General features: G+C 47.4%; 21 protein-coding genes. 19 read left to right on the top strand and 2 right to left on the bottom strand.

What is annotated here, in order from left to right; genetic code table 11:
* The first annotated feature begins 72 nt into the window (after window positions 1-72).
* From ACGHCT_RS17315 to ACGHCT_RS17255, 13 genes are all read left to right on the top strand, one after another.
* Complete coding sequence (locus tag ACGHCT_RS17315; RefSeq protein WP_390437040.1) at window positions 73-2,910, top strand: phage tail tape measure protein; 2,838 nt, start codon at window positions 73-75, stop codon at window positions 2,908-2,910.
* Window positions 2,911-2,913: 3 nt separating this feature from the next.
* On the top strand, window positions 2,914-3,276 hold the full coding sequence (locus ACGHCT_RS17310) for a hypothetical protein (protein WP_390437039.1): 363 nt from the start codon (window positions 2,914-2,916) through the stop codon (window positions 3,274-3,276).
* 76 nt (window positions 3,277-3,352) lie between these two features.
* Window positions 3,353-4,021: a class I SAM-dependent methyltransferase gene (locus ACGHCT_RS17305; RefSeq protein WP_390437038.1), complete on the top strand. Its 669-nt coding sequence runs from the start codon at window positions 3,353-3,355 to the stop codon at window positions 4,019-4,021.
* An 84-nt stretch (window positions 4,022-4,105) separates the two neighbouring features.
* A complete protein-coding gene (locus ACGHCT_RS17300) occupies window positions 4,106-4,417 on the top strand; it encodes a hypothetical protein (protein ID WP_390437037.1) in 312 nt (103 codons plus the stop codon).
* A gap of 30 nt (window positions 4,418-4,447) precedes the next feature.
* A complete protein-coding gene (locus tag ACGHCT_RS17295) occupies window positions 4,448-5,053 on the top strand; it encodes a DUF6064 family protein (protein WP_390437036.1) in 606 nt (201 codons plus the stop codon).
* 67 nt (window positions 5,054-5,120) lie between these two features.
* On the top strand, window positions 5,121-7,043 hold the full coding sequence (locus ACGHCT_RS17290) for a hypothetical protein (RefSeq protein ID WP_390437035.1): 1,923 nt from the start codon (window positions 5,121-5,123) through the stop codon (window positions 7,041-7,043).
* Between the two features lie 10 nt (window positions 7,044-7,053).
* A complete protein-coding gene (locus ACGHCT_RS17285) occupies window positions 7,054-8,454 on the top strand; it encodes a hypothetical protein (RefSeq protein ID WP_390437034.1) in 1,401 nt (466 codons plus the stop codon).
* Window positions 8,455-8,548: 94 nt separating this feature from the next.
* Window positions 8,549-8,962 (top strand): holin family protein, encoded by a 414-nt coding sequence (locus ACGHCT_RS17280; protein ID WP_390437033.1) that lies wholly within the window; start codon window positions 8,549-8,551, stop codon window positions 8,960-8,962.
* Window positions 8,949-10,454: an N-acetylmuramoyl-L-alanine amidase gene (locus ACGHCT_RS17275; protein WP_390437032.1), complete on the top strand. Its 1,506-nt coding sequence runs from the start codon at window positions 8,949-8,951 to the stop codon at window positions 10,452-10,454. Before ACGHCT_RS17280 ends, ACGHCT_RS17275 begins: the two co-directional genes overlap by 14 nt.
* 17 nt (window positions 10,455-10,471) lie before the next feature.
* Entirely contained in the window at window positions 10,472-10,678 is a 207-nt protein-coding gene (locus tag ACGHCT_RS17270; RefSeq protein WP_390437031.1) for an excisionase, read from the top strand.
* A 91-nt stretch (window positions 10,679-10,769) separates the two neighbouring features.
* Window positions 10,770-11,975, top strand: a complete 1,206-nt coding sequence (locus ACGHCT_RS17265; RefSeq protein ID WP_390437030.1) for a tyrosine-type recombinase/integrase — start codon at window positions 10,770-10,772, stop codon at window positions 11,973-11,975.
* A 339-nt stretch (window positions 11,976-12,314) separates the two neighbouring features.
* Window positions 12,315-12,806 (top strand): low molecular weight protein-tyrosine-phosphatase, encoded by a 492-nt coding sequence (locus ACGHCT_RS17260; RefSeq protein WP_390437029.1) that lies wholly within the window; start codon window positions 12,315-12,317, stop codon window positions 12,804-12,806.
* A 79-nt stretch (window positions 12,807-12,885) separates the two neighbouring features.
* Window positions 12,886-13,248 (top strand): molecular chaperone Hsp90, encoded by a 363-nt coding sequence (locus tag ACGHCT_RS17255; protein ID WP_072848794.1) that lies wholly within the window; start codon window positions 12,886-12,888, stop codon window positions 13,246-13,248.
* Between the two features lie 33 nt (window positions 13,249-13,281).
* Here ACGHCT_RS17255 and ACGHCT_RS17250 read toward each other — a convergent pair whose 3' ends face one another.
* Complete coding sequence (locus tag ACGHCT_RS17250) at window positions 13,282-13,872, bottom strand: TetR/AcrR family transcriptional regulator (RefSeq protein WP_390437028.1); 591 nt, start codon at window positions 13,870-13,872, stop codon at window positions 13,282-13,284.
* A gap of 115 nt (window positions 13,873-13,987) precedes the next feature.
* Here ACGHCT_RS17250 and ACGHCT_RS17245 point away from each other — a divergent pair, with 115 nt between their 5' ends.
* Together ACGHCT_RS17245 and ACGHCT_RS17240 are read left to right on the top strand one after the other, a co-directional pair.
* Window positions 13,988-14,569, top strand: a complete 582-nt coding sequence (locus ACGHCT_RS17245) for a hypothetical protein (RefSeq protein ID WP_390437027.1) — start codon at window positions 13,988-13,990, stop codon at window positions 14,567-14,569.
* Between the two features lie 55 nt (window positions 14,570-14,624).
* Entirely contained in the window at window positions 14,625-15,308 is a 684-nt protein-coding gene (locus tag ACGHCT_RS17240) for a TIGR00266 family protein (protein WP_390437026.1), read from the top strand.
* Window positions 15,309-15,426: 118 nt separating this feature from the next.
* Here ACGHCT_RS17240 and ACGHCT_RS17235 read toward each other — a convergent pair whose 3' ends face one another.
* The gene (locus ACGHCT_RS17235) at window positions 15,427-17,019 is read right to left on the bottom strand and encodes a spermidine synthase (RefSeq protein WP_072848790.1); all 1,593 of its coding nucleotides are present in this window, start codon (window positions 17,017-17,019) and stop codon (window positions 15,427-15,429) included.
* A gap of 348 nt (window positions 17,020-17,367) precedes the next feature.
* On the opposite strand from ACGHCT_RS17235, the gene ACGHCT_RS17230 reads away from it, so the two are divergent.
* The 4 genes from ACGHCT_RS17230 to araD all read left to right on the top strand — a co-directional run bounded on the left by ACGHCT_RS17230 (window position 17,368) and on the right by araD (window position 22,438).
* Entirely contained in the window at window positions 17,368-18,465 is a 1,098-nt protein-coding gene (locus tag ACGHCT_RS17230) for a GntR family transcriptional regulator (protein WP_072848789.1), read from the top strand.
* Window positions 18,466-18,499: 34 nt separating this feature from the next.
* Window positions 18,500-19,996, top strand: coding sequence for an L-arabinose isomerase (gene araA / locus ACGHCT_RS17225; protein WP_072848788.1), 1,497 nt, complete (start codon window positions 18,500-18,502; stop codon window positions 19,994-19,996).
* A 41-nt stretch (window positions 19,997-20,037) separates the two neighbouring features.
* Window positions 20,038-21,639 (top strand): xylulokinase, encoded by a 1,602-nt coding sequence (locus ACGHCT_RS17220; protein ID WP_072848787.1) that lies wholly within the window; start codon window positions 20,038-20,040, stop codon window positions 21,637-21,639.
* Window positions 21,640-21,745: 106 nt separating this feature from the next.
* A complete protein-coding gene (araD, locus tag ACGHCT_RS17215; RefSeq protein ID WP_390437025.1) occupies window positions 21,746-22,438 on the top strand; it encodes an L-ribulose-5-phosphate 4-epimerase in 693 nt (230 codons plus the stop codon).
* The last annotated feature ends 35 nt before the right edge of the window (window positions 22,439-22,473 follow it).

The following is a 22,473-nucleotide window of genomic DNA, read 5'->3' as shown; positions in this document are numbered from 1 at the left end:
GGATGCGTATCATCACATGGTTTGGGAGCCGGCAATGGCTCCTTTTTTCGTGTCGGAAAGGCGGTGGGGAGCGTGGCATCCAGGATTCAGGGCATTACAGTTGAAATCGGCGGGGACACCACGAAGCTGTCCACCGCTTTGTCCAAAGTGAATAAGGAAATCCGGGATACACAGTCGCAGTTAAAGGACGTGAACAAGCTCCTGAAGCTGGACCCCGGCAATGCGGAGCTGATGGCGCAGAAGCAGAAGCTGCTGGCCCAGGCTGTCAGTGAGACGAAGGAGAAGCTGGATGCCCTGAAGCTGGCGGGGCAGCAGGCCAATGACGCACTGGCGAGAGGGGAGATTTCCCAGAGCCAATATGATGCCCTGCAGCGGGAGATTGTGGAGACGGAGAAAGCACTGGAGGGACTGGAGCAGCAGGCGGACAAGTCTGCGGTGGCACTGCAGAAGATTGGGGCTGCGGGGGAGAAGCTGAAAAGCGTGGGTTCTTCCATTGAGGGCGTGGGGAAAAAGCTGATGCCTGTGACGGCTGCGGTCGGCGGGCTTGGGGCGGCGGCTGTGAAGATCGCTTCGGATTTTGACTCCGGCATGAGTAAGGTGGCGGCTGTATCAGGGGCCACGGGGACGGAGCTGGATAAGCTGCGGGAGAAGGCCCGTGAGATGGGGGCTAAGACGAAGTTTTCCGCTTCCGAGGCGGCGGAGGCTATGAATTACATGGCCATGGCCGGATGGAAGACAGGGGATATGCTGGACGGCATTGAGGGAGTCATGAACCTTGCGGCTGCGTCCGGGGAGGATCTGGCAACCACCTCTGATATTGTGACGGATGCTCTGACTGCCATGGGGATGACAGCTTCGGAGTCCGGGCATTTTGCGGATATCCTGGCGGCGGCTTCCTCCAATGCGAACACGAACGTTGCCATGATGGGGGAGACGTTTAAGTATTGTGCGCCTGTGGCCGGGGCTTTGGGATTTTCGGCAGCGGACACGGCGGAGGCCATCGGGCTGATGGCAAATGCAGGCATCAAGTCTTCCCAGGCCGGTACTGCCATGCGCACCATGCTGACCAGCCTCACCGGGGATGTGACCTTTGTAGGGGATTCTTTCGGGGAGCTGACGGTGCAGACGGTGAAAACGGACGGCAGCATGAGGAGTCTGGGGGATATCATGAAGGACTGCCGGGCGGCATTTTCCCAGATGACGGATTCGGAGAAAGCGGCCAATGCGGAGGCTCTGGTAGGGAAAAATGCCATGAGCGGGTTCCTGGCTGTGATGAATGCGGCTCCGAAGGATATTGAGAAGCTGAACGGGGCAATCAGCAGCTGTGACGGCACGGCGGAGAAGATGGCGGCTACCATGCAGGACAACCTGGCGGGGCAGCTTACCATTCTAAAAAGCCAGCTGGAGGAGCTTGCTATTTCCGTGGGGGAAATCCTCATGCCTTCCATCCGGCAGATTGTGGGATGGATCCAGGGGCTGGTGGACTGGCTGAACGGGCTGGATGAGGGGACGAAGAAGATTATCGTGACTATCGCGCTGGTAGCTGCTGCTGTGGCTCCGGTGCTGATCATCATTGGCAAGGTGGTGGGAGCAGTCGGGACCATTATGACGGTGATTCCGCAGATTGCGGCTGCCATTTCCGGGGTGATCGCCTTTGTTTCCGGCACAGTGATCCCGGCTATCGGGGCTGTGGTGGCGGCTATCGGGTGGATTCCCCTTGCCATTGCTGCGGTGGTTGCCATTATCGTGGTGCTGTGGAATAAATGTGACTGGTTCCGGGAGGCGGTCATTGCGGTGTGGGAGGCCATTAAGTCGGCTACCATTGCAGCATGGAATGCAGTGAAGGAATTTCTGGTAAACCTGTGGAATGGGATTGTGGAGACGGGGAAGACAGTCTGGAACGGGCTTGCTTCCTTTTTTACATCCTGCTGGCAGGGGATCCAGACTATGTTCACTGCGGTGCTGACTGCCATTTCTACGTTTTTCAGCACCATCTGGACGGGTATCCAGACAGTGGTGGTTACCATTGGTACGGCAATCCAGACATTCCTCACTACGGCATGGAATACGATAAAAACGGTGATCACCACGATTCTTACAGCGATCCAGACGGTGTTTACTACGGTGTGGAATGCTATTAAGAATGTGGTCACTGCGGTAGTCGGGGCAATCCAGTCCTTTATCACGGCGGCATGGAACGGTATCAGGTCAGTGGTGCAGACGGTGATGAACACCATCCAGTCGGTGGTGTCCGGGGTATGGAACAGCGTGAGGTTCGTGACTGCTTCGGTATTGAATGCGGTCAGGTCTGCGGTGTCCAATGTGTTCAGTAACGTGGTTTCCAGTATCCGGAACGCCATGGGAAATGTTTATAATACCATTGTTTCCGGATTTAACCAGGCGGTTGGGTTTATCACGGGGCTGGCTTCCAGTGCGTTCCGGTGGGGAGCGGATTTGATCAACGGCATTGTGAACGGCATCCGGAGCTGTATTGGAAATGTGGTAAATGCGATTTCAGATGTGGCAAATACCATCCGGTCTTATATCCATTTCTCTGTGCCGGATGTAGGACCGCTGACGGATTATGAGTCCTGGATGCCGGATTTTATGGGTGGACTGGCGAAAGGGATTGAGCGTAGTAAAGGTCTGGTGCGTAAGGCGGTGGACGGCGTGGCTGTGGATATGGTCATCAGTCCGGGGGTGTCCGCTATGCAGTCAGCACAGGTGCAGACGGCTTCGGTGGACTCCATGAGGCAGATGATATCCGGTATTCAGGAGATGTTTGCAGGGATGCAGAATAGGGATAACGTGGAAACCATCTGTATTCCGGTATATGTGGGCGGTACACTGCTGGATGAAGTTGTGGTGAATGCGCAGGCGAGGCAGAACCTGCGGTCAGGAGGGAGATAAGGCATGGCGTTTATTCAGTATCTGGTGTTTGACGGGATGCCGCTCCCTCTGCCGGACTCCTATGAGGTGAGCATGGAGGACGTGGAAGCGGATTCCGGAGGGGAGACGGAGGCCGGGACCGTGCAGAGGGATGTAGTGCGGCTTGGGATTGTGAGTATTTCCGTGAGTTTTTCGGTGAGCTCTAAGTGGCTGAAACTGCTGACCGGGTTTAAGCAGAAAGATAAGATTGGCGTGGAGTATTTTGATACGGAGACACTGGAGAGTAAGAAGGCGGAGATGTTTATTGATGGGTATAAGGCAGGGCTGGTGAAGGATACGTCTTATAAGGGGCTGTGGAAGGTATCGTTTATGCTGCGTGAGTTTTGAGAACTGGTTGCCGGATAGAGCGCGGACATGATATACTTTGAACAGGAAAATTAGAATTTGGTTAAGAGGTAAATCTATGGATGACAATAAATCTGCGTTTAGTTCAAGTGAATATGACAGAAAAATAAAACAAACACTTCCGTATTATGATGAGTTTTATAAGCAAGTCATAGATTTCGTAAAAATTTTTCTGAATTCTGCAGTAAGATGGCTTGATATTGGCTGTGGTACGGGAAAAATGGGAAGTTTTGCTTTTGAAAATATAGAACTCAAAGAATTTGTTTTTTGCGATTCTTCTGATGAAATGATTAGAATTGCAAAGGAACGCTTTCGTTACTCTAATGCTAAATTTTCTGTTTGTGATGTTCAGAATCTGGAGTATATTAATGATTTCGATGTTATTACAGCGATACAGGTAAATCACTATTTACAGATAGATGAACGCAAAATAGCCCTGAAAAGGTGCTATGAGGCATTAAAAGAGAATGGTTTATTTATTAGTTTTGAAAATTTTTGCCCATTTACTGATATAGGAAAATCAGTTTACTTAGAAAAGTGGAAAAGATACCAGATGAAACAAGGAAAAAGCCTTGAGGAGAGCGAAAAGCATATAGAACGATACGGTAAAGATTACTTTCCGATTACATTAGATGAGCATTTGAAGCTAATGCAGAATTGTGGATTTAAAGCTGTTGAGATATTATGGCTTTCCAATATGCAGGTAGGTTTTTGGGGAATGAAATAACATTCGATTTGTTAAACTGGAAAATTAGTTGACCGAGCAGAGCGAGGGATACTTCTTGAATGTAAGTTCAAGAAGATGGATTTTGTGAAAACTCAAAAACTGAAGGGAAGGATTTTGATGGATGGGATAGAATTTAGGCAAACTCTTTTAAAGCAAATCCAAGATTACCTTGAAGAAAAGATTACAAAGGAAGAATACTATAATACTGCAGAGCCCTTTTATACAAAATATGCCAATAGTTATATAAATCCAGAGTTCCATGAAGTGTTTTTATCTACAATGGCAGATGCGTGCTTGATTTACATTGATGAACCGGGTTTAACACCGGAAATTAAAGAGGAATTGTTTTACAAAACAGCAAATGAAGCATATAAGCGGTTAAATTTGATAGAATAGGGTCAACTTAGAAGTTGTAGGGGTGGGTGAATGAACGCGCAAGCATTTTGGAATGTCATTGGAAATTACAATAGACAAACATGGATAATCCAAATAGTATTACTTATAGTGGTGATGTCTGCAATTATGTTGTCTTATAATCAAAAGGTAAAATGGGCAGCAAAATTTATGCTGGGAATTGCGAACCTTTTTATAGGAATTGTTTTTTTTGCGTTATATGGAACAGAACCTATCCAGAAATTTTTCGCTTTGCCATTATATCTTATTTGTGGCGGTTTATTTTTATACGAAAGTTGGAGAAATAAAGATGATATATTAGACAAACCCAATGCAATTCAGAAACTATTACTATTGCTCTTTGGTATTTATCCTGTCGTATCTATAGCCCTAGGGAACTCATTTCCACAAATGGTAACATACATTATGCCTTGCCCTATTATTAGTTTGAGTATAGCTGTCTATACAGGGTACAAAAGAAAAAACAAGGCGCTTCTTGTTTTGATGACTATTTGGGGATTAACGGGAATAAAATCAGTAATTTTTAATGCTTATGAAGATATAATACTTTTGATTTGTGGAATTTATGGAATTATACTTTTTGTAGATGAGATGAGGAAATCCAAGATGATACGATGAACAATGCTTCATTCATTTAGTAAATTAGGATAATTACAATTTCCAGTTTGCAGTAGTAGAAATGTAGGTGAATAATAGAGGTTACTGTTATTTAAAGGAAACCATGGCAAAGCATCAGCCAGAAAAAGGTTGGTGCTTTTTGTGTGTCCGAAAACGGAGGGAGGTGGTGCTTTTGTATCCGGTGAGTGAGGCGTTCCTGCAGGCGGTGCAGGAGAACACCCGGAGGTTTTTCTGGACCGGGCGGATTACTACGAAGGCCGGGGCAGTTCATACGTTTGGGAATGAAGATATCGTAAAGGGTTCCGGGTATATCTCCAGCCAGTGCTGCGGCAGTACGGAGATTGAGATTGGCACGGTGTATGCGGCGGAGATGGGAATCACGCTGTTTTCGGAGATTGACCGTTATACACTGGAGGATGCGAAGGTGGAGCTGTTTTATCACCTGCGGCTGGGGGACGGGAGTTTTGAGGAAGTCCCCATGGGGATTTTTGAGGTGAGCGAGGCGAATCGGACGCTGCACTGTCTGGAGCTTAAGGCTTATGATTATATGCTCCGGTTTGAGCGGAGCTTCAATGGGTTTGAGACGGTAGGGAATGCTTATGATTTCCTTGCCCTGTGCTGTAAAGCCTGTAAGGTGGAGCTTGCCCATAGCCGGGCGGAGATTGAGGTCATGCCCAATGGTTCGGAGCTGCTGTCGGTGTATACGGAGAATGACATTGAGACGTACCGGGATGTGCTGTTTTATGTGGGGCAGGTGCTGGGCGGGTTTTTCTGCATCAACCGGGCGGGGAAGCTGGAACTGCGGAAGTATGGGAATGTGCCGGTGATGACGGTGTCGGACAGGCAGAGGTTCTCCGGCAGCTTTTCGGATTTCATCACCCGGTATACGGCGGTCAGCTCTACCAATATCAGGACGCAGACGGCGGAGTATTATGCCTTGGAGCCGGATGACGGGCTGACCATGAATCTGGGAGTGAATCCGTTGTTACAGTTTGGCCTGGAAGAAACAAGGAAAGCATTGTTGGAAAATATTCTTGGGGATTTGGCTGTGATTAAGTATGTGCCGTTTGATTCGGATACCATCGGGAATCCGGCACTGGATCTGGGGGATGTGCTGGTGTTTTCCGGCGGTCATGCGGATGAAAGCCAGATGGCCTGTATGACTGGGTATCAGATTAAGATTAATGGAAAGCATTCTTTGAAATGCGTGGGGAAGAACCCAAGGCTGGCGCAGGCGAAGTCCAAGAATGATAAAAACATTTCCGGCCTGCTGAACCAGATTGAGGCGGGAAAGATAGGAATCCACACGTTTACCAATGCATCAGCCTATACAGTGAATGAGACGGATGTGAAGATCATCAGCATTGAGTTTGCGGCGGCAGAAGAAACCCATGTACAGTTCTTTGCCATTGTGGTGGTGGATGTATCGGCGGATACCGTGGAGATGAAGGGCACTGCGGCAGGGACGGTTGTGGTTCCTGTTCCGGCGGTGGCGGAGGACGGGACGGAGACCACGCAGGAGGTCAGCGTGGAGGCGGAGCTTCCGGTAACATTTTCTGCGGATGGAAATGCGCTTGCTTTGGTGAGGTATGAGTTCAATGATGAGGAGATCCTGACCCACTACCCGGCAGAGACCTGGGGGAGCGGAAAGCATGTGCTGCCTTTGTATTATCCCGTTGAAAACCTGATCCCAAACTTTACGAATACATTTAACGTGTATCTGCGGCTGACAGGAGGGAGCGGTTCTATTGAGACGGGCGGATGTATTGCTTCCATCAGCGGTCAGGGTATGGCGGCGGCTCCTGCATGGGACGGGAAGATCACACTGGAGGAGACAGTCAGCAGGTTCCTTCTGGGGAGCGGGCTGGCGGTGAAAGGGTTTGCGGAGACCGTTGGGATTGGGACTATGGAACTGGTGCAGAGGCAGATGACGGACCGCATGGGAAGGGTTGCTGTCGGGGCATTTGGCGTGGTAATGGATAACGGTTAAGGAGGCTGTGATGAGACTAAAAGGGACAATGACAATGGAACTGATGGATGTGAATACGGGAGAGGTGGAAACCGTGGTGGAGGAGAACCTGGTGACCAATGCGGTGAACCATATCTTCGGGCTGAACCCCATGGGAGTGTTTTATGAGATCGGGGACAGCATTGACGGCATCAAGTGGCAGAGCGGATTATTGCCCATCTGTCCCAATGCCATCGGCGGCATCCTGTTGTTTTCCAAGGCGCTGGAGGAGAACGTGGACAACATCTATTCCCTGTCGGACAACTTGCCTGTGGCTTATGCGTCCAACAATGTGAATTCCACGGCAAACGTGGCGAGGGGAAGCATGAACCTGACGGAGAGCAAGGCACTGGATAATGGGTATAAGTTCGTCTGGGAGTTTACACCCAGCCAGGGGAACGGGACCATTGCGGCTGCTGCCCTGACCAGTGCCCAGGGCGGGGCAAATGCTTATGGGAGCCAGGTGAATGACAGCAGCACGTTTTTGCAGTTGAAGAGCATCAAGCTGGACGGCCTTTCCATGGCAAAACAGCTGGTGCTGTTTGAGGCGGTGGAGGTGGATTTTGAAAAAGACCTTCTGTATTCTATTACCTATCAGGATACCGGGGTGCGCATCCGTAAGGTGCGGATTCCCATATTCAGCATTGGGTTGAATGAGAAGCTGGACGATACCACGTATACGGTGCTGGATGACCAGGTAATCCAGACTTCCACGTTTAAGTTCCTGGGGGATTATACGCTGTACGGGGAATTCCTGGACGGCGGGGACGGGTACTGGTATGGGGTTTCCAATGAGGGCAATTCTTCCGGCAATGCTGCTATGGTGTGGGTGAAGATTAAGAAAGAGGATTACACCATGACGGAGGGGGAGTGGACGCTGTCCAATGCGAAATTAATGGATGTTGGGAATCGGGATGAGGGCAGTTCGTTTCCGGAGCGGGTGTTGAAATGCTGTGTTCGTAAAGGGTATCTGTATGTGATGGCTTATAACAAGAAGGGAATTTATAAGATCAACCTTGCCAATTCTTCGGATGTGACGTTGATTGACTTTGGATTTACTTCCAAGTGGAAGCCTCTGTGCGAGACAGGGACTTGTGAGGTGTATATGACGCTGATTGGGGATTTGATTGTAGGCGGGGATTTCCAGGTTACGGTTGAGGATAAAGTCATCCCTACTCAGGGGAGTTTCCGGCTGAATGATGCGGCAACGCCGCTGTTCCAGTATAAGAACTTCTTATTGGGATGGGGAGGGAGTTATGGAAATGAGTACCGGACCATGTACCTGCTGACTCCCTATCTGGCATCCATTAACAACCTGTCTTCGGCGGTGGTAAAGACAGTGGACAAGACGATGAAGATCACGTATACATTGACAGAGGAGGCCGTGCCATAAAAGTGCAGGGAAAAGAAAAATTCATGACATCAGGAAGAACTGGCAGTCCAGAACGGGCTGTTTTTTTGTGCGAAAAAATAAGGAGGGATTTGTGATGAGGGAAGTAACAAACACGATGCAGTATGTATTTGCCGCCATGGGCGGTGCTTTGGGGGCAGTGATGGGCGGTTTTGACGGGTTTTTGTATGCGCTGATTGTTTTTGTAGTGGTGGACTATGTGACCGGGGTGATGGTTGGAATTTTGAACAAGGAGCTTTCCAGCCAGACTGGGTTCCGGGGGATTTTCAAGAAAGTAGTGATTTTTTCTCTGGTTGCCGTGGCGCATATCATCGACACCCATGTGATCGGGAACGGGAGCGTGCTGCGGACGGCGGTGATTTTTTTCTATCTGTCCAATGAGGGGATTTCTATTTTGGAGAATGCGGTGGAGATCGGGCTGCCTGTCCCGGAGAAGCTGAAAAATGTATTGGAGCAGTTGAAGGAGGGGAACGGACATGAAGGTAAATAAGAGTTATGTTTCTGATAATAACACGTATGAGAGCAACGATCCACAGTATATCGTGGTGCATAACACGGATAACTTTGCGGCGGGGGCAGATGCCAGCGCCCATGCAAGGGCGCAGTATAATGGAAATTTAAGCACGTCTGTCCATTATTATACGGATGATAAGGATACGGTGTACCAGACGGCTCCCCATGGACGGGGTTGCTGGCATGTGGGTGTGAATTACGGGGGACGGCTGTTTGGTACGGTGAATAACAAAAACAGTATCGGCGTGGAGATGTGTGTGCAGGCAGGATATGACTTTGACCGGGCTTTTTCCAATACGGTGGAATTTGTCCGGCAGTTGATGGCGGAGACGGGGATCCCGGCTGAACGGGTGGTGCAGCATTATGATGTCTGCGCGAAGAACTGTCCGTCCCAGATCCGGGCAAAAGGGATGTGGGAGGAGTTTAAGCGGCAGATTGGGAGCAGCGGCTCCGGGCAGGGGGAGGATGTTTCTTCCTATACAAAGATCATGGGGAAGGCTGTGGCTGCGGTGGAGCAGATGCGGGTGTATATTAAAGGGAAGAATCCGCAAGTGGCGCAGTCGGTGCTGGATATGATCCCGCTGTATCTGTCTGAAGGGGAGACAGAGGGCGTGCGAGGGGATATCGCTTTTGCCCAGTCCTGTCTGGAGACGGGGAATTTTGGGTTTTCCGGTTCGGCGGTGACGCTGGAGCAGAATAATTTCTGCGGCATGGGCGTGACTTCCAATGGGAAAAAGGGGAATTCCTTTGATACACCGCAGATGGGAATCCGGGCACAGACACAGCATTTGAAAGCCTATGCCAGTACGGAGGGACTGGTGAATCCGAAGGTTGACCCACGGTTCCGGTATGTGACAAGAGGGTGTGCGCCTTATGTGGAATGGCTGGGGATTCCGGAGAATCCACAGGGAAAGGGCTGGGCCGCCGGGGCTGGGTATGGCAGGAAGATTCTGGATATTTTGAGGGGAATTATTGGAGACAGCGGAGGTGCAGGGGGCAGTATGGAGGACTCCGGGAATCCAAACCAGCCTGTCAATCCGCTGTCCGGTTTTGTGAAAGTGTTTTATAAAGGGAAAGATGGGGTGAATGTAAGGAAAGCACCGTGTATGGGGGATAACGTGGACCAGGTGGTGTTTGACGGCGTGTATACGGTGGTAGGTGTCAGCGAGGATGGGCTGTGGTATCAGCTGAAATCCGGGCTGTTTCTGACTTCGGATAAGCGGTATGTGCAGTTCATGGAGAGACTGCCGGAGGCATCTTCCTATATGGTGAAAGTGAATATCCCGGATCTGAATATCCGGAAGGGACCGGGGACTGATTATGCGAGGACGGGGAAGTTTACCGGAGCCGGAGTGTTTACCATTGTGGAGGAAACGGACGGAGCCGGGGCTTCTAAGTGGGGGCTGCTGAAATCTTACCAGAAGAAGAGGGACGGGTGGATTGCGTTGGATTTTGTGACGAGGATATAGGCAGAGGAAGGAAGACAATGGAGGAGAAAAACTTTGTACCAGTAAGTGAAAAATTTTGTCTTACGCTGCAGGAGGCTTCAGGTTATTTTAATATTGGTGAAAAGAAGATGAGGCAGATTAGTAATGAACATCTGGATGACGGTTTTGTACTTCAAAATGGGGTGAAGATTTTGATAAAGAGAAAGCAGTTTGAAAAATTTTTAGAGAGTGTGACTTCTATTTGATAAAAACTAAACTGGTGATCGGGCTTTAGCTGTGATATAGTATGTATATATCGCGCCAAGGCTCTTTTTTATTGGAAAGGAGCGGGAATCTGTGAGTGAGAAAAGACGAGACAGTAAGAATCGTATTCTTCGCAATGGAGAGAGCCAACGTAAAGATGGACGGTATGCGTATAAATATGTTGATGGCAATGGTCAGAAGTGTTTCCTTTATAGCTGGAAACTGGAGAAGACTGATAAACTGCCAACCGGAAAGAGGGATGACCTTTCATTAAGGGAAAAGATTAAGTTGCTGCAAAAGGATCTTGATGATGAAATCGTACCACGCGGCGGTGAGATGACAGTGTATCAGTTAGCCAAGAAGTATATTTCCCAGAAGACAGGGGTAAAGCATAATACAGAGGCGAATTATAATTTTGTCCTTAATATCATTAAGAAGGAAAAGTTTGGAGCTTGTAGGATTGACAGAGTGAAACTTTCTGACGCAAAAGCGTGGTTGATTAAGCTGCAGAAGGATGGCCGGGGATACAGTTCCATCCACTCCATAAGAGGAGTGATAAGACCGGCGTTTCAGATGGCAGTGGATGATGATTTAATACGCAAAAATCCATTTGAATTTATGCTTGCCACAGTTGTTGTAAATGACAGTGTGACAAGAGAAGCAATTACCAGAAAGCAGGAGAGGGAATTTCTGGAGTTTGTTAAGAATGACAGACACTTCTCAAAATATTATGAAGGTATCTACATTTTGTTTAAGACAGGTCTTCGTATTTCTGAATTTACGGGGCTGACTCTTTCGGATATTGATTTGGAAAAACGTACCATTAATATTAACCATCAGTTACAGAGGAAGAGGAATATGGAGTATACCATCGAGGATACTAAGACTTCAAGCGGTACAAGGGTACTTCCCATGACAGATGATGTGTACGCCTGCTTTAAGCATATCATTGAGAACCGGAAGAAACCAAAGGTTGAACCGCTGATTCAGGGAAAGGCAGGATTTCTTTATCTTGATAAGAATGGTATGCCGATGGTTGCTATGCATTGGGAGAAGTATTTCCAGCATATCTGTGAGAAGTATAACAGTATCTATAAGGTACAGATGCCGAAGATTACCCCTCATGTATGCAGACATACCTATTGTTCTAATATGGCTAAGAGTGGTATGAATCCGAAAACCTTACAGTATCTGATGGGACACAGTGATATTGGTGTTACATTAAATACTTATACGCATCTGGGCTTTGAGGATGCAAGGGAGGAGTTAAGGAGAGTGTCTGGTAATGACAGTGAGTAGAAGTTTTTCTTTTTGCCCTGAGAATGGGGCGGTAGTAAATTCGTAGATGGTTTAAACAGGATTTGATTCAGATGAAGTGGAAAACGGCATAAAATTTTGTGGTCGATGCTGTGAATGTCGTATTTTAGGGGGAATTGTAGAAAATTCTGCTATGAGAAAACGGCAAATACATGAGGTAGTAAATTCAAAAAAGAAGGCTTAATTTACTACCTTTTGTACTACTTTTGAAGGTAAAGATATACCAAGTTATGCCGGAATATGCTAAAATGAAGTGAATCCGGTATGCAGGGAAATCCCTGAATATCGTATAAATACAGTGTTTATAAGGAGTTTAAGGAAATGATAAAAGTATTATTCGTCTGCCATGGAAATATCTGCCGCTCCCCCATGGCCGAATTCATCTTAAAAGATATGGTTAAGAAAAGAGGAATCAGCGGTGATTTCATCATTGCTTCCTGTGCTACCAGCAGGGAGGAAATAGGCAATCCGGTGCACCATGGGGCCAGAAAGAAGCTGATGGAACATGGTATATCTGTGGATGGAAAGCGGGCAGTTCAGCTTGCCAAAGAAGATTATAACAGGTATGATTATCTATTGGCCATGGACAGCAGGAACATATCGAATATGATGCGGATGCTGGGCAAAGATCCCGGGAAGAAGATATACCGCCTTCTGGACTTTACAGCCCGTCCGGGAGATATTGCAGATCCCTGGTACACCGGGGATTTTGATGAAACCTACAGGGATATCTGTGAAGGCTGCGAAGGATTTCTGGAACAGGTACTCTCTGTTCACGGCGACACGCCCGGGAGTGCGAACAAAATGCAGTAAGCTGCGTACCTGGGAATTGCAATAGCCGGATAATGGTGGTAAAATATGGGTAATCAAATAGGAAAGAAGGGTGTTAATTATGGGCAGAGAGGCAGTAGATTACGTAGTTGAGAAAACACGTGAATTAATGAATGCAGCCACATGCAGCAGCGAGGCAAAGGAAGCAGCGCAGGCCTGGCTGGATGCTGTTGGAACTGAAAGGGAGGCCGCTGAGACAAAGAAATACATAGAAGAGCTGGAAGCGGATATTATGCCGATTGATAACTTAATCGGGTTTGCGGAATCTGAGGCTGGAGCCCAGGTTTTTGGGGCCGATAAAGCAAAAAGTGTTGCAGAGCATGCTAAGGAAATCAAGGCTGCAGGAGCAAAATACTGTGACTGTCCCGCCTGCGCCGCAGTAGAAGCGATTCTGGAAAAGAAGGACAGTCTTTTAGAGCAGTAAAAGGAGCTGCCCCTTGAGATACAGGGCAGGGCATCAGTCAGAAATGATTGGTGCCTTTTCTTTTACTCCTGTTTTCTCAGTACCGGTATCCCCATTTCCATATATTTTGCAGATGACAGAGGCCATGGATTCTGCAGGATCCGCTGTACTCCTGAGGATCCAGGCAATGTAAAGATTAAATAGGGAACCGGCAAAGGCATGAAGGGTATAATAGAAGGCAGTATCTTCTCTGTCTTCCCAATAAGTCTCCAGCACATAGTCGGTTAAAGCCTGCAGGAGGAGATTGCCCATGCCGCTTCTTAACAGGCACTTGATAAATTCCTTGTGTTTGTAAAAGTATTGGAAGCAGTGGAGCATATTGTTATAGCTGTTATAATTTCCTTTGTCTTCCCAGGAAGCTACATCCTTTCGGTAGGAGTCTACAATATCATCCAGGTAGGTAATAAAAATCTCATCCTTTGAGCGGTAGTTTCTGTAATATGTCATCCGGGAGACTCCCGCTTTTTTAGTGAGCTCTGTGACTGAAACGGACGATAATGGCTTTTCTTCCAAGAGCAGCATGAGAGCAGATACCATGCATTCTCTGGCAAAGACATTAGACGCATTTTTTTCTCCTTTTTTCATAAACAAAACCTTCCTTTTTGTAACAGTTAATCCGCCATATCTTGCCTGCGGTCCAAAGGTAATGTTACAATATGTAACACATAAATAGTATAACAGAGAAATGGGTGATTGCAAGATGAACAGGTTGGCAAAAGCAATAAGAAGCGTTACTCTGGCCCCGGTTATGGCCGGTATTATGCTGACGCTTGTCTATGTTACAAAGCCTCAGGTTATGGGAAGGGCGAACAGTTTCTGGTGGGGAATCTTTTTTCTGACGGTACTTCCTATCCTGGCATATCCTCTGCAGCCGTATATCCCCGGCTATAGAGAAAAAGGAAGAGAAGGGCAGAGAGGTCTGGCTATGGTATTTGCAGTAGCTGGCTATCTTATGGGTGTGATTGCGAATTTCGTATTAAAGGCGCCCAGAGGAATGTGGATGATCTATCTGGAGTACCTGCTGTCCGGCCTTTTGATTTTACTTTTCAACAAATGTCTGGGGCTGCGGGCCAGCGGCCATGCCTGCGGAGTTGCAGGACCTGCAGCACTGCTGGTATATTTTAGAATTCCTGCCCTTATTCCCGGTCTGATAATCCTTGCGCTTACCTGGTGGGCCAGCCTGAGAATGAAACGACATACAGCCGGCCAGCTGCTGGGGGGGACGGCAATCCCGGTGGCTGTTATTCTAGTGTTAACTCTTCTGGAGAAAATAACTCTGTAATACAGGGTGCCTTTATGATAGAATAGGGGTATCCAATGTACAGGAGGTTAGTTTAATGAGATATCGAATCGTAGGAAGTATCATGCCGGCGGTGGAGATGCAGCTGCAGGCCGGAGAATCTATCTACACCCAAACCGGGGGAATGTCCTGGATGAGCGACGGGATCCTTATGAATACCAATGCCAGAGGAGGATTTATGAAAGGCCTGGGAAGAATGTTTACCGGTGAATCCTTTTTTATGACAACGTATACCTCTCAGAGGGAGAATGCTGAGATCGCATTTTCTTCCACGGTACCCGGGGAGATACTCCCATTAGATCTGCGGAAGTATGGAAGCATGATATGTCAGAAGGGGGCATTTCTTTGTGCCCAGGAGCAGGTGACCGCAGATGCAGTATTTACGAAAAAATTGTCTTCCGGACTTTTCGGGGGTGAGGGATTTATACTTCAGGAGTTGCGGGGAAATGGCATGGCGTTTCTGGAAATCGACGGGAATAAGGTAGAAAAGGATCTGGCTCCCGGAGAGGTGATAAAAGTGGACACAGGGAATGTGGCAGCCTTTGAAACCAGCGTGAGCTATGATATAGAGATGGTTAAGGGAGGTATGAACATGTTTCTGGGAGGCGAAGGCCTGTTTATGACAAAACTGACAGGTCCGGGACATGTCATTCTCCAGACACAGAATTTTTCCGAGTTTGTGGGGAGAATTAAGCAGTACATACCGACGAGAAATGATTAGAAAACATAGTGTATCGGTACTCTGACATGCAGCTTTTCCGTATGTCATTGCGGCTTCATAAAAAATACACGGAGATGAAACTCCGTGTATTTTTTATGGAAACAGTATGAAGTATTTACTAAAAATCCAGTCCCTCCAATCCCTCTTCTTTTATAATATTCTTATAATAGTGAAGTTCATCTCCGATAATCTCGTCAATCACCTGCATCCCCAAGACTTCCACAGGTGCCTTATCATCCGTGAGAATCAAAGAACCCTGGCGGACGGGCTGAAGGGATTCTTCTACCTTCTCCATCATTTGCTTCAAATCGGGTGTTCCAATGGCAGAGAGCTGCTCAGAAAATACAGTAAGCATATCCCCGTTTTGGGATGCAAACAGCTCCATATTTGTGCCGGACCCTACCTTGGCAGTATAGGCATAGGGAAATACTGAGGCAATGGTATCACAGAGATAATCATTGATGGATCCTTCTTTGCTGGAATGCATATTCATATTAACGACCATTACCCCGTCTTCCTTTAAATGATCCTTTACCATAGTAAAAAATTCAACGGTAGACATCTGAAAGGGAATGGTAATGTCCTGATAGGCATCTACCATAATGACATCATATTTCTCAGAGTTCGAGAGAAAAATCCGTCCGTCTTCCACATGCACATTTACAGATTCCGGAAGATCAAAGTACTGACTGGACAGGCGGGCTATTTTTTCGTCAATTTCTACCCCGTCTATGTTTGGGGAGTCCAGATAAGAAGTGCACATGGAGGCAAATGTGCCTGTACCCAGTCCAAGAATAAGAATGTCACTGCCGGCCTGCTGTCCCGCACCGGCCATATAGGGGGCGGCCAGGGCATAGTCGTAATACATGCCCGTAAATTCTTTATGTTTCATTTTAATGGACTGTACCCCTGCCAGCACATTGGTGGAGAGGATTACGCTCTCATCATTTTCTTTTACCTGCAGATAGTTGTAAATGGATTCTCCCTCATATACAAGATCGTTTTCCCAGAAAGCAAAGCTGTACTTTACAGAGGATATGCTGAAAAGACCAATCAGCAGAAAGGAAACAGCACAGGCGGCAGCTTTTTTCCGGACTGATATAAAATACAGAAGGCTCAGCAGCGCCAGCAGGACAGAGAATATGATAAATGTTGCCGCAGTCCCCACAGTTGGAATGGTTACAAATGTGGGAAGGAAAGTACCCAGGATGCTTCCGATGGTATTCAGTGCGCCAAGTCTGCCTACGATCTCTCCGTTGTTTTCTAAGTCTTCCACGGTATATTTAACAAGAGAAGGGGTCACCGTTCCCAGGAGCATCAGCGGAAAGACGAAGATAATCAGACAGCTGAGAAAGGAGGCAATTACCAGGAAGTTCTTTTCCGTTAGCAAAGCCACGCCCAGGGAGATTGCCGCGATCAGGTATTTGCCCAGAAACGGAATGGCGGCGATCCATACGGCGGCAAGAAGCAGGCGTTTGTACAGGCGTGCTGGATCCGGGTTCTTGTCAGCTACCCTTCCTCCCCAGATATTTCCCAGAGCCATGGCAATCATGATTGTGCCTATGATAATCGTCCAGATTACCTGGGAAGAACTGAAATAAGGGGCCAGAAGGCGGCTTGCCCCCAATTCTACAGCCATTACCGACATACCGGAAAAGAATTCGGTGGCATAGAGAAAGTACTTATTCTTTAATAGATTAATATGTGTCATAGTCTTCCTTTCTTTCAGCAAACAGCTGATCGTAGTATTTAATGGTATTATACAGGAGCGGGAAATATGGCGCAAGGAGGGATGGAGTTTTGCAGATATGTTTTTTAGAATACAACTTGTCAACACATCCATACAAGTTATATAATATGTCTTGTAAGAAATGCCATTTGAATAACAATACCTTTACAAGTGAGCTTGTAGAAGTTGCACATTTAACATTGAGATGATTTTACCATCTGCCTGGATAAAATCAGCACATTCTACCACCATTGTAACGATACGTTTTGATTCACTTACTACAAGCTTACTTGCAAGGATATTGGCCATAGGGGTAATGGAGGGTTTGATATGGCAGGAGAAAGCGGTAAAACAAAGTATTATCTGTTAATGGAACAGCTGAAGGATGACATTTTGTCCGGCAGAGTAAAGCCCGGAGAAAAGCTGCCTTCTGAGAATGAATTGTCGTCTACATACCAGATCAGCAGGCATACAGTGCGCAAAGCCCTGGCGATTCTGGAAAATGAGGGATTTGTGGTTGCAGAGCATGGGCGGGGTACCTTTTGCTCTGAAAGGATGCGCCACAGAAAGAATTCCAGAAATATTGCAGTGATTACGACGTACATATCGGATTATATCTTTCCCCGTCTGATCCAGGGGATTGACCGGGTGCTTACCTCCAACGGGTACAGCATTATTCTGAAAAATACAGGCAACAGCAGAACCAATGAGGCCAGGGCCCTGGAGGATATTCTGACCAAGGATATTGATGGACTGATCATAGAGCCCAGCAAGAGCCAGATTCTGTGCAATAATATGAACTTGTATGCAATGCTGGATGAATATGAGATTCCTTATATCTTCATCCAGGGGACTTATGCCCAGATGAAGCATAAGCCTCACATACTTATGGATGACAGTCAGGGGGGCTATCTTCTCACAAAGCATCTTCTGGATACCGGGCGGGAAAAAATCGCCGGGGTATTCAAGGCAGATGACAGCCAGGGCAGAGAGCGCCACAAAGGGTATGTAAGAGCTCTTCAGGAAGCTGGAAAGTTGTACGATCCTGATATGGTTGTATGGTTCCATACGGAAGACCGAAAGAAAAAACCGGCACTTGCGATCCGTCAGATGATGGAATATGGCATGGATATGGATTCTGTAGTATGCTACAACGATCAGATTGCCCTGGAGGTGATGAAAACACTGCAGAAATGCGGCAGAAGAATACCGGAAGATATTGCTGTGGCAGGGTACGACAATTCTCTGATTGCTGAAAATGGGATTGTACCTCTAACTACTATCGCCCACCCCCAGGAAAAGCTGGGAGAGATGGCAGCGGAGCTGCTGTTGGAGCAGATCCAGAAGATACCCGAGGAAAAAAGCAAGGTGGAACGGCTGATTCAGCCGGAATTAATTGTCAGGGCATCAACGAAACCCCAAATATAAAAGTATATAAATTTATTTTAAGGAGGATTTTTCAATGAAAGCAGCAAAGAAGTATCAGTTTTGGTTCGCAACAGGTTCACAGGATTTATACGGAGACGAATGTCTGGCAAAAGTGGCGGAGCATTCTAAAATTATCGTAGAGTCTTTAAATAAGTCTGGCATGCTCCCCTATGAGGTTGTGTGGAAACCAACGTTAATCACAAATGAATTGATCCGTAAGACATTTAATGAGGCCAACTCTGATGAGAACTGCGCCGGTGTGATAACCTGGATGCATACATTTTCACCTGCTAAGTCTTGGATCTTAGGGCTTCAGGAATACAGAAAGCCATTGATGCATTTACATACACAGTTTAACCAGGAGATTCCATACGACAGCATTGACATGGATTTCATGAATGAAAATCAGTCTGCGCACGGTGACAGAGAATACGGTCATATTGTATCCAGGATGGGAATCGAGAGAAAGGTCATCGTTGGATTCTGGGATGATAAAGAAGTACAGAAGAGAATCGCCCAGTGGATGCGCACAGCTGTGGGAATCATGGAAAGCAGCCATATCCGTGTGTGCCGTGTGGCTGACAATATGAGAAATGTTGCAGTGACTGAGGGAGATAAAGTAGAGGCACAGATTAAATTCGGCTGGGAAATTGACGCATATCCGGTAAATGAGATCGCCGAGTATGTAGAGCAGGTATCCCAGGGTGATATCGATACACTGGTAGAAGAATACTATGATAAATATGAAATCTTACTGGAGGGCAGAGATCCGGAAGAATTCAAAAGACATGTGGCAGTACAGGCCGGAATCGAAATCGGATTTGAGAAATTCCTGGAGGAAAAGGACTATCAGGCAATCGTAACCCATTTCGGAGATCTGGGATCCTTAAAACAGCTTCCGGGTCTGGCAATCCAGAGATTAATGGAAAAAGGCTATGGATTCGGCGGAGAAGGTGACTGGAAGACAGCGGCTATGGTACGCCTGATGAAGATTATGACTCAGGGGATCGAGAACGCAAAAGGAACCTCTTTCATGGAAGATTACACTTATAACCTTGTGCCTGGAAAAGAGGGAATTCTGCAGGCTCATATGCTGGAAGTCTGCCCGACCATTTGTGACGGTCCTATCAGCATTAAAGTGAATCCATTGTCCATGGGTGACAGAGAGGATCCTGCCCGCCTTGTATTTACGGCAAAGGAAGGACACGGCATCGCAACATCCTTAATCGATCTGGGCAACCGCTTCCGACTGATTATCAATGATGTAGACTGCAAGAAGACAGAAAAGGCAATGCCGAAGCTTCCCGTAGCAACCGCATTCTGGACACCGGAGCCGAACCTGGCAACCGGAGCCGAAGCATGGATTTACGCCGGTGGAGCACATCATACGGCATTCTCTTATGACCTTACCACAGAGCAGATGTGTGACTGGGCTGCAGCTATGGGAATTGAGAGTGTTGTGATTGATAAGGATACAAAGATCCGCAGTTTCAGAAATGAGTTAATGTGGAATTCTGTCCTTTTTAAATAAAATATGATATAATCAGGCAAAATACACGGGAGGTTTTTAGCATGGATGTGAATAGTATTAAAAATGCTGTAGAGAGCGGAAAAACAGCACTTGGAATCGAGTTCGGCTCTACCAGGATCAAAGCGGTTCTGGTGGGAGAGGATAATGCCCCCATTGCTTCTGGAAGTTATGAGTGGGAAAACAGCTACTTAGACGGTATCTGGACGTATTCCCTGGAGGATATCTGGAAAGGCCTACAGGCAAGTTATGCCCAGATGGCTGCAGACGTGAAAGAAACATACGGTACAGTTCTAACAAAGATCGGGGCCATTGGCTTCAGCGGTATGATGCACGGTTATATGGCGTTCGACAAAGAAGATAATCTTTTGGTTCCTTTTCGTACCTGGAGAAACAATATTACCGGGGAGGCTTCAGAAAAACTGACAGAGCTGTTTCATTACCATATTCCCCAGAGATGGAGCATCGCTCACCTGTATCAGGCAATTCTCAATGGAGAAGAGCATGTCTCACAGATCCGCTTTCTCACAACCCTTGCAGGTTATGTGCACTGGAAACTGACCGGCCGGAAAGTTCTGGGAGTGGGGGAAGCTTCCGGGGCCTTTCCCATTGATGTGGAGACAAAGGACTTTCATGCAGATATGATGCGGCAGTTTAATGAGCTGGTTGCAGATAAGAATTACGGCTGGAAGCTGGAGGAAATCCTTCCAAAGGTATTAGTCGCCGGCGAAAAAGCCGGTGAACTGACAGAAGAAGGGGCAAAGCTATTGGACGTATCCGGAAACCTGCAGCCTGGAATCCCATTCTGTCCTCCGGAAGGAGATGCGGGGACCGGTATGGCCGCTACGAACAGTGTGGCAAAGAGAACCGGAAATGTATCCGCCGGAACCTCAGTGTTTGCCATGATTGTTCTTGAAAAGGAACTCTCGAAAGCATATCCGGAGATCGACCTGGTAACCACTCCCACTGGTAATCTGGTAGCCATGGTTCATTCCAATAACTGCACATCGGATCTGAACGCGTGGGTAGGAATCTTCAGGGAATTCGCAGAATCCTTTGGAATGAAGGTAGATATGAATCAGCTGTTTGGCACTTTATATCATAAAGCGCTGGAGGGCGACCCAGACTGCGGGGGATTGTTATCCTACTGCTACTTCTCAGGAGAACATATTACAAACTTTGAAGAGGGACGCCCGTTGTTTGTCCGTACACCGGAGAGCCGGTTTAATCTGGCAAACTTTATGAGAACACATCTGTATACCGCACTGGGAGCGCTGAAAGTAGGACTTGACATTCTGTTAAAAGAAGAAGACGTCCAGATCGACAAGATTCTGGGGCACGGAGGACTCTTCAAGACAAAAGGCGTAGGACAGAAAGTAATGGCAGCTGCCATGAATTCTCCGGTATCTGTGATGGAGACCGCAGGAGAGGGCGGCGCATGGGGAATTGCGCTTCTTGCCTCCTATATGATAAACAAAGACGCCGGGGAAAGCCTTGACGAATACCTGGCTCAAAAAGTATTTGCAGGTGACGAGGGAGAGCGGATGGAGCCGGATCCTGCAGATGTGGCAGGATTTGAAGTATTTATTGAAAGGTATAAAAAAGGACTGCCTATTGAACGGGCGGCTGTGGATAACTTGAAGTGATGAAGAAAAGGGGACGTGTTCCTTCGCAGAAGAACACGTCCCAAAATGAGTTTGCCCTGTCCCCAAATGGGTATGGGGTGTCCCTTTTTACAGTATGGAGGTTGTTATGTTAGAAGAACTGAAAAAAGAAATATATGAGGCCAATATGCTGCTTCCCAAGTATGGACTGGTTACTTTTACATGGGGAAATGTAAGCGGCATTGACAGAGATAAAGGGTTGTTTGTCATAAAACCCAGCGGTGTGGACTATGATAAGCTTACGCCGGAGGACATGGTGGTCATGGATCTGGACGGGAACCGTGTGGAGGGGGAATATAATCCTTCTTCTGATACGCCTACCCACCTGGAGCTGTACAAGGCATTTCCTAAGATTGGGGGGATTGTTCATACCCATTCTGCATGGGCTACCAGCTGGGCGCAGGCGGGAAGGGGCATCCCCTGCTATGGGACCACACATGCGGACTATATGTATGGGGAGATTCCCTGTGCCCGCTGTCTGAATGCAGAGGAGATTAACGGAGCTTATGAAAAAAATACGGGGCTTCTGATTGCTGAACTGTTTACAGACAGGGATTACGAGGCGGTTCCAGCTGTTTTATGTAAGAACCACGGCCCATTTACCTGGGGAAAGGATGGCCATGAGGCTGTGCACAATGCTGTAGTGCTGGAGGAAGTGGCCAAGATGGCTGCCCGCTGTGAGATGCTGAATCCACAGGTAGAACCGGCGCCCCAGTCACTTCAGGATAAACATTATTACAGAAAACACGGTGCAAATGCTTATTACGGACAAAGTAAATAATTTTTGATGATAACAGCGGTTATTTCCAGGGAAAG

Source organism: Lactonifactor longoviformis, assembly GCF_042848515.1.
GTDB classification, from domain to species: domain Bacteria; phylum Bacillota; class Clostridia; order Lachnospirales; family Lachnospiraceae; genus Lactonifactor; species Lactonifactor longoviformis.
This window is presented reverse-complemented; position numbering and strand designations above follow the sequence as displayed.

Coding starts and splice junctions, on each gene's coding strand:
- ACGHCT_RS17250 (WP_390437028.1), bottom strand. CDS start 13,872: ATGAAAAAAGGAGAAAAAAATGCGTCTAATGTCTTTGCCAGAGAATGC.
- ACGHCT_RS17270 (WP_390437031.1), top strand. CDS start 10,472: ATGGAGGAGAAAAACTTTGTACCAGTAAGTGAAAAATTTTGTCTTACG.
- ACGHCT_RS17255 (WP_072848794.1), top strand. CDS start 12,886: ATGGGCAGAGAGGCAGTAGATTACGTAGTTGAGAAAACACGTGAATTA.
- ACGHCT_RS17310 (WP_390437039.1), top strand. CDS start 2,914: ATGGCGTTTATTCAGTATCTGGTGTTTGACGGGATGCCGCTCCCTCTG.
- ACGHCT_RS17275 (WP_390437032.1), top strand. CDS start 8,949: ATGAAGGTAAATAAGAGTTATGTTTCTGATAATAACACGTATGAGAGC.
- ACGHCT_RS17230 (WP_072848789.1), top strand. CDS start 17,368: ATGGCAGGAGAAAGCGGTAAAACAAAGTATTATCTGTTAATGGAACAG.
- ACGHCT_RS17285 (WP_390437034.1), top strand. CDS start 7,054: ATGAGACTAAAAGGGACAATGACAATGGAACTGATGGATGTGAATACG.
- ACGHCT_RS17235 (WP_072848790.1), bottom strand. CDS start 17,019: ATGACACATATTAATCTATTAAAGAATAAGTACTTTCTCTATGCCACC.
- ACGHCT_RS17245 (WP_390437027.1), top strand. CDS start 13,988: ATGAACAGGTTGGCAAAAGCAATAAGAAGCGTTACTCTGGCCCCGGTT.
- ACGHCT_RS17305 (WP_390437038.1), top strand. CDS start 3,353: ATGGATGACAATAAATCTGCGTTTAGTTCAAGTGAATATGACAGAAAA.
- ACGHCT_RS17220 (WP_072848787.1), top strand. CDS start 20,038: ATGGATGTGAATAGTATTAAAAATGCTGTAGAGAGCGGAAAAACAGCA.
- araA (WP_072848788.1), top strand. CDS start 18,500: ATGAAAGCAGCAAAGAAGTATCAGTTTTGGTTCGCAACAGGTTCACAG.
- ACGHCT_RS17280 (WP_390437033.1), top strand. CDS start 8,549: ATGAGGGAAGTAACAAACACGATGCAGTATGTATTTGCCGCCATGGGC.
- ACGHCT_RS17240 (WP_390437026.1), top strand. CDS start 14,625: ATGAGATATCGAATCGTAGGAAGTATCATGCCGGCGGTGGAGATGCAG.
- ACGHCT_RS17260 (WP_390437029.1), top strand. CDS start 12,315: ATGATAAAAGTATTATTCGTCTGCCATGGAAATATCTGCCGCTCCCCC.
- araD (WP_390437025.1), top strand. CDS start 21,746: ATGTTAGAAGAACTGAAAAAAGAAATATATGAGGCCAATATGCTGCTT.
- ACGHCT_RS17295 (WP_390437036.1), top strand. CDS start 4,448: ATGAACGCGCAAGCATTTTGGAATGTCATTGGAAATTACAATAGACAA.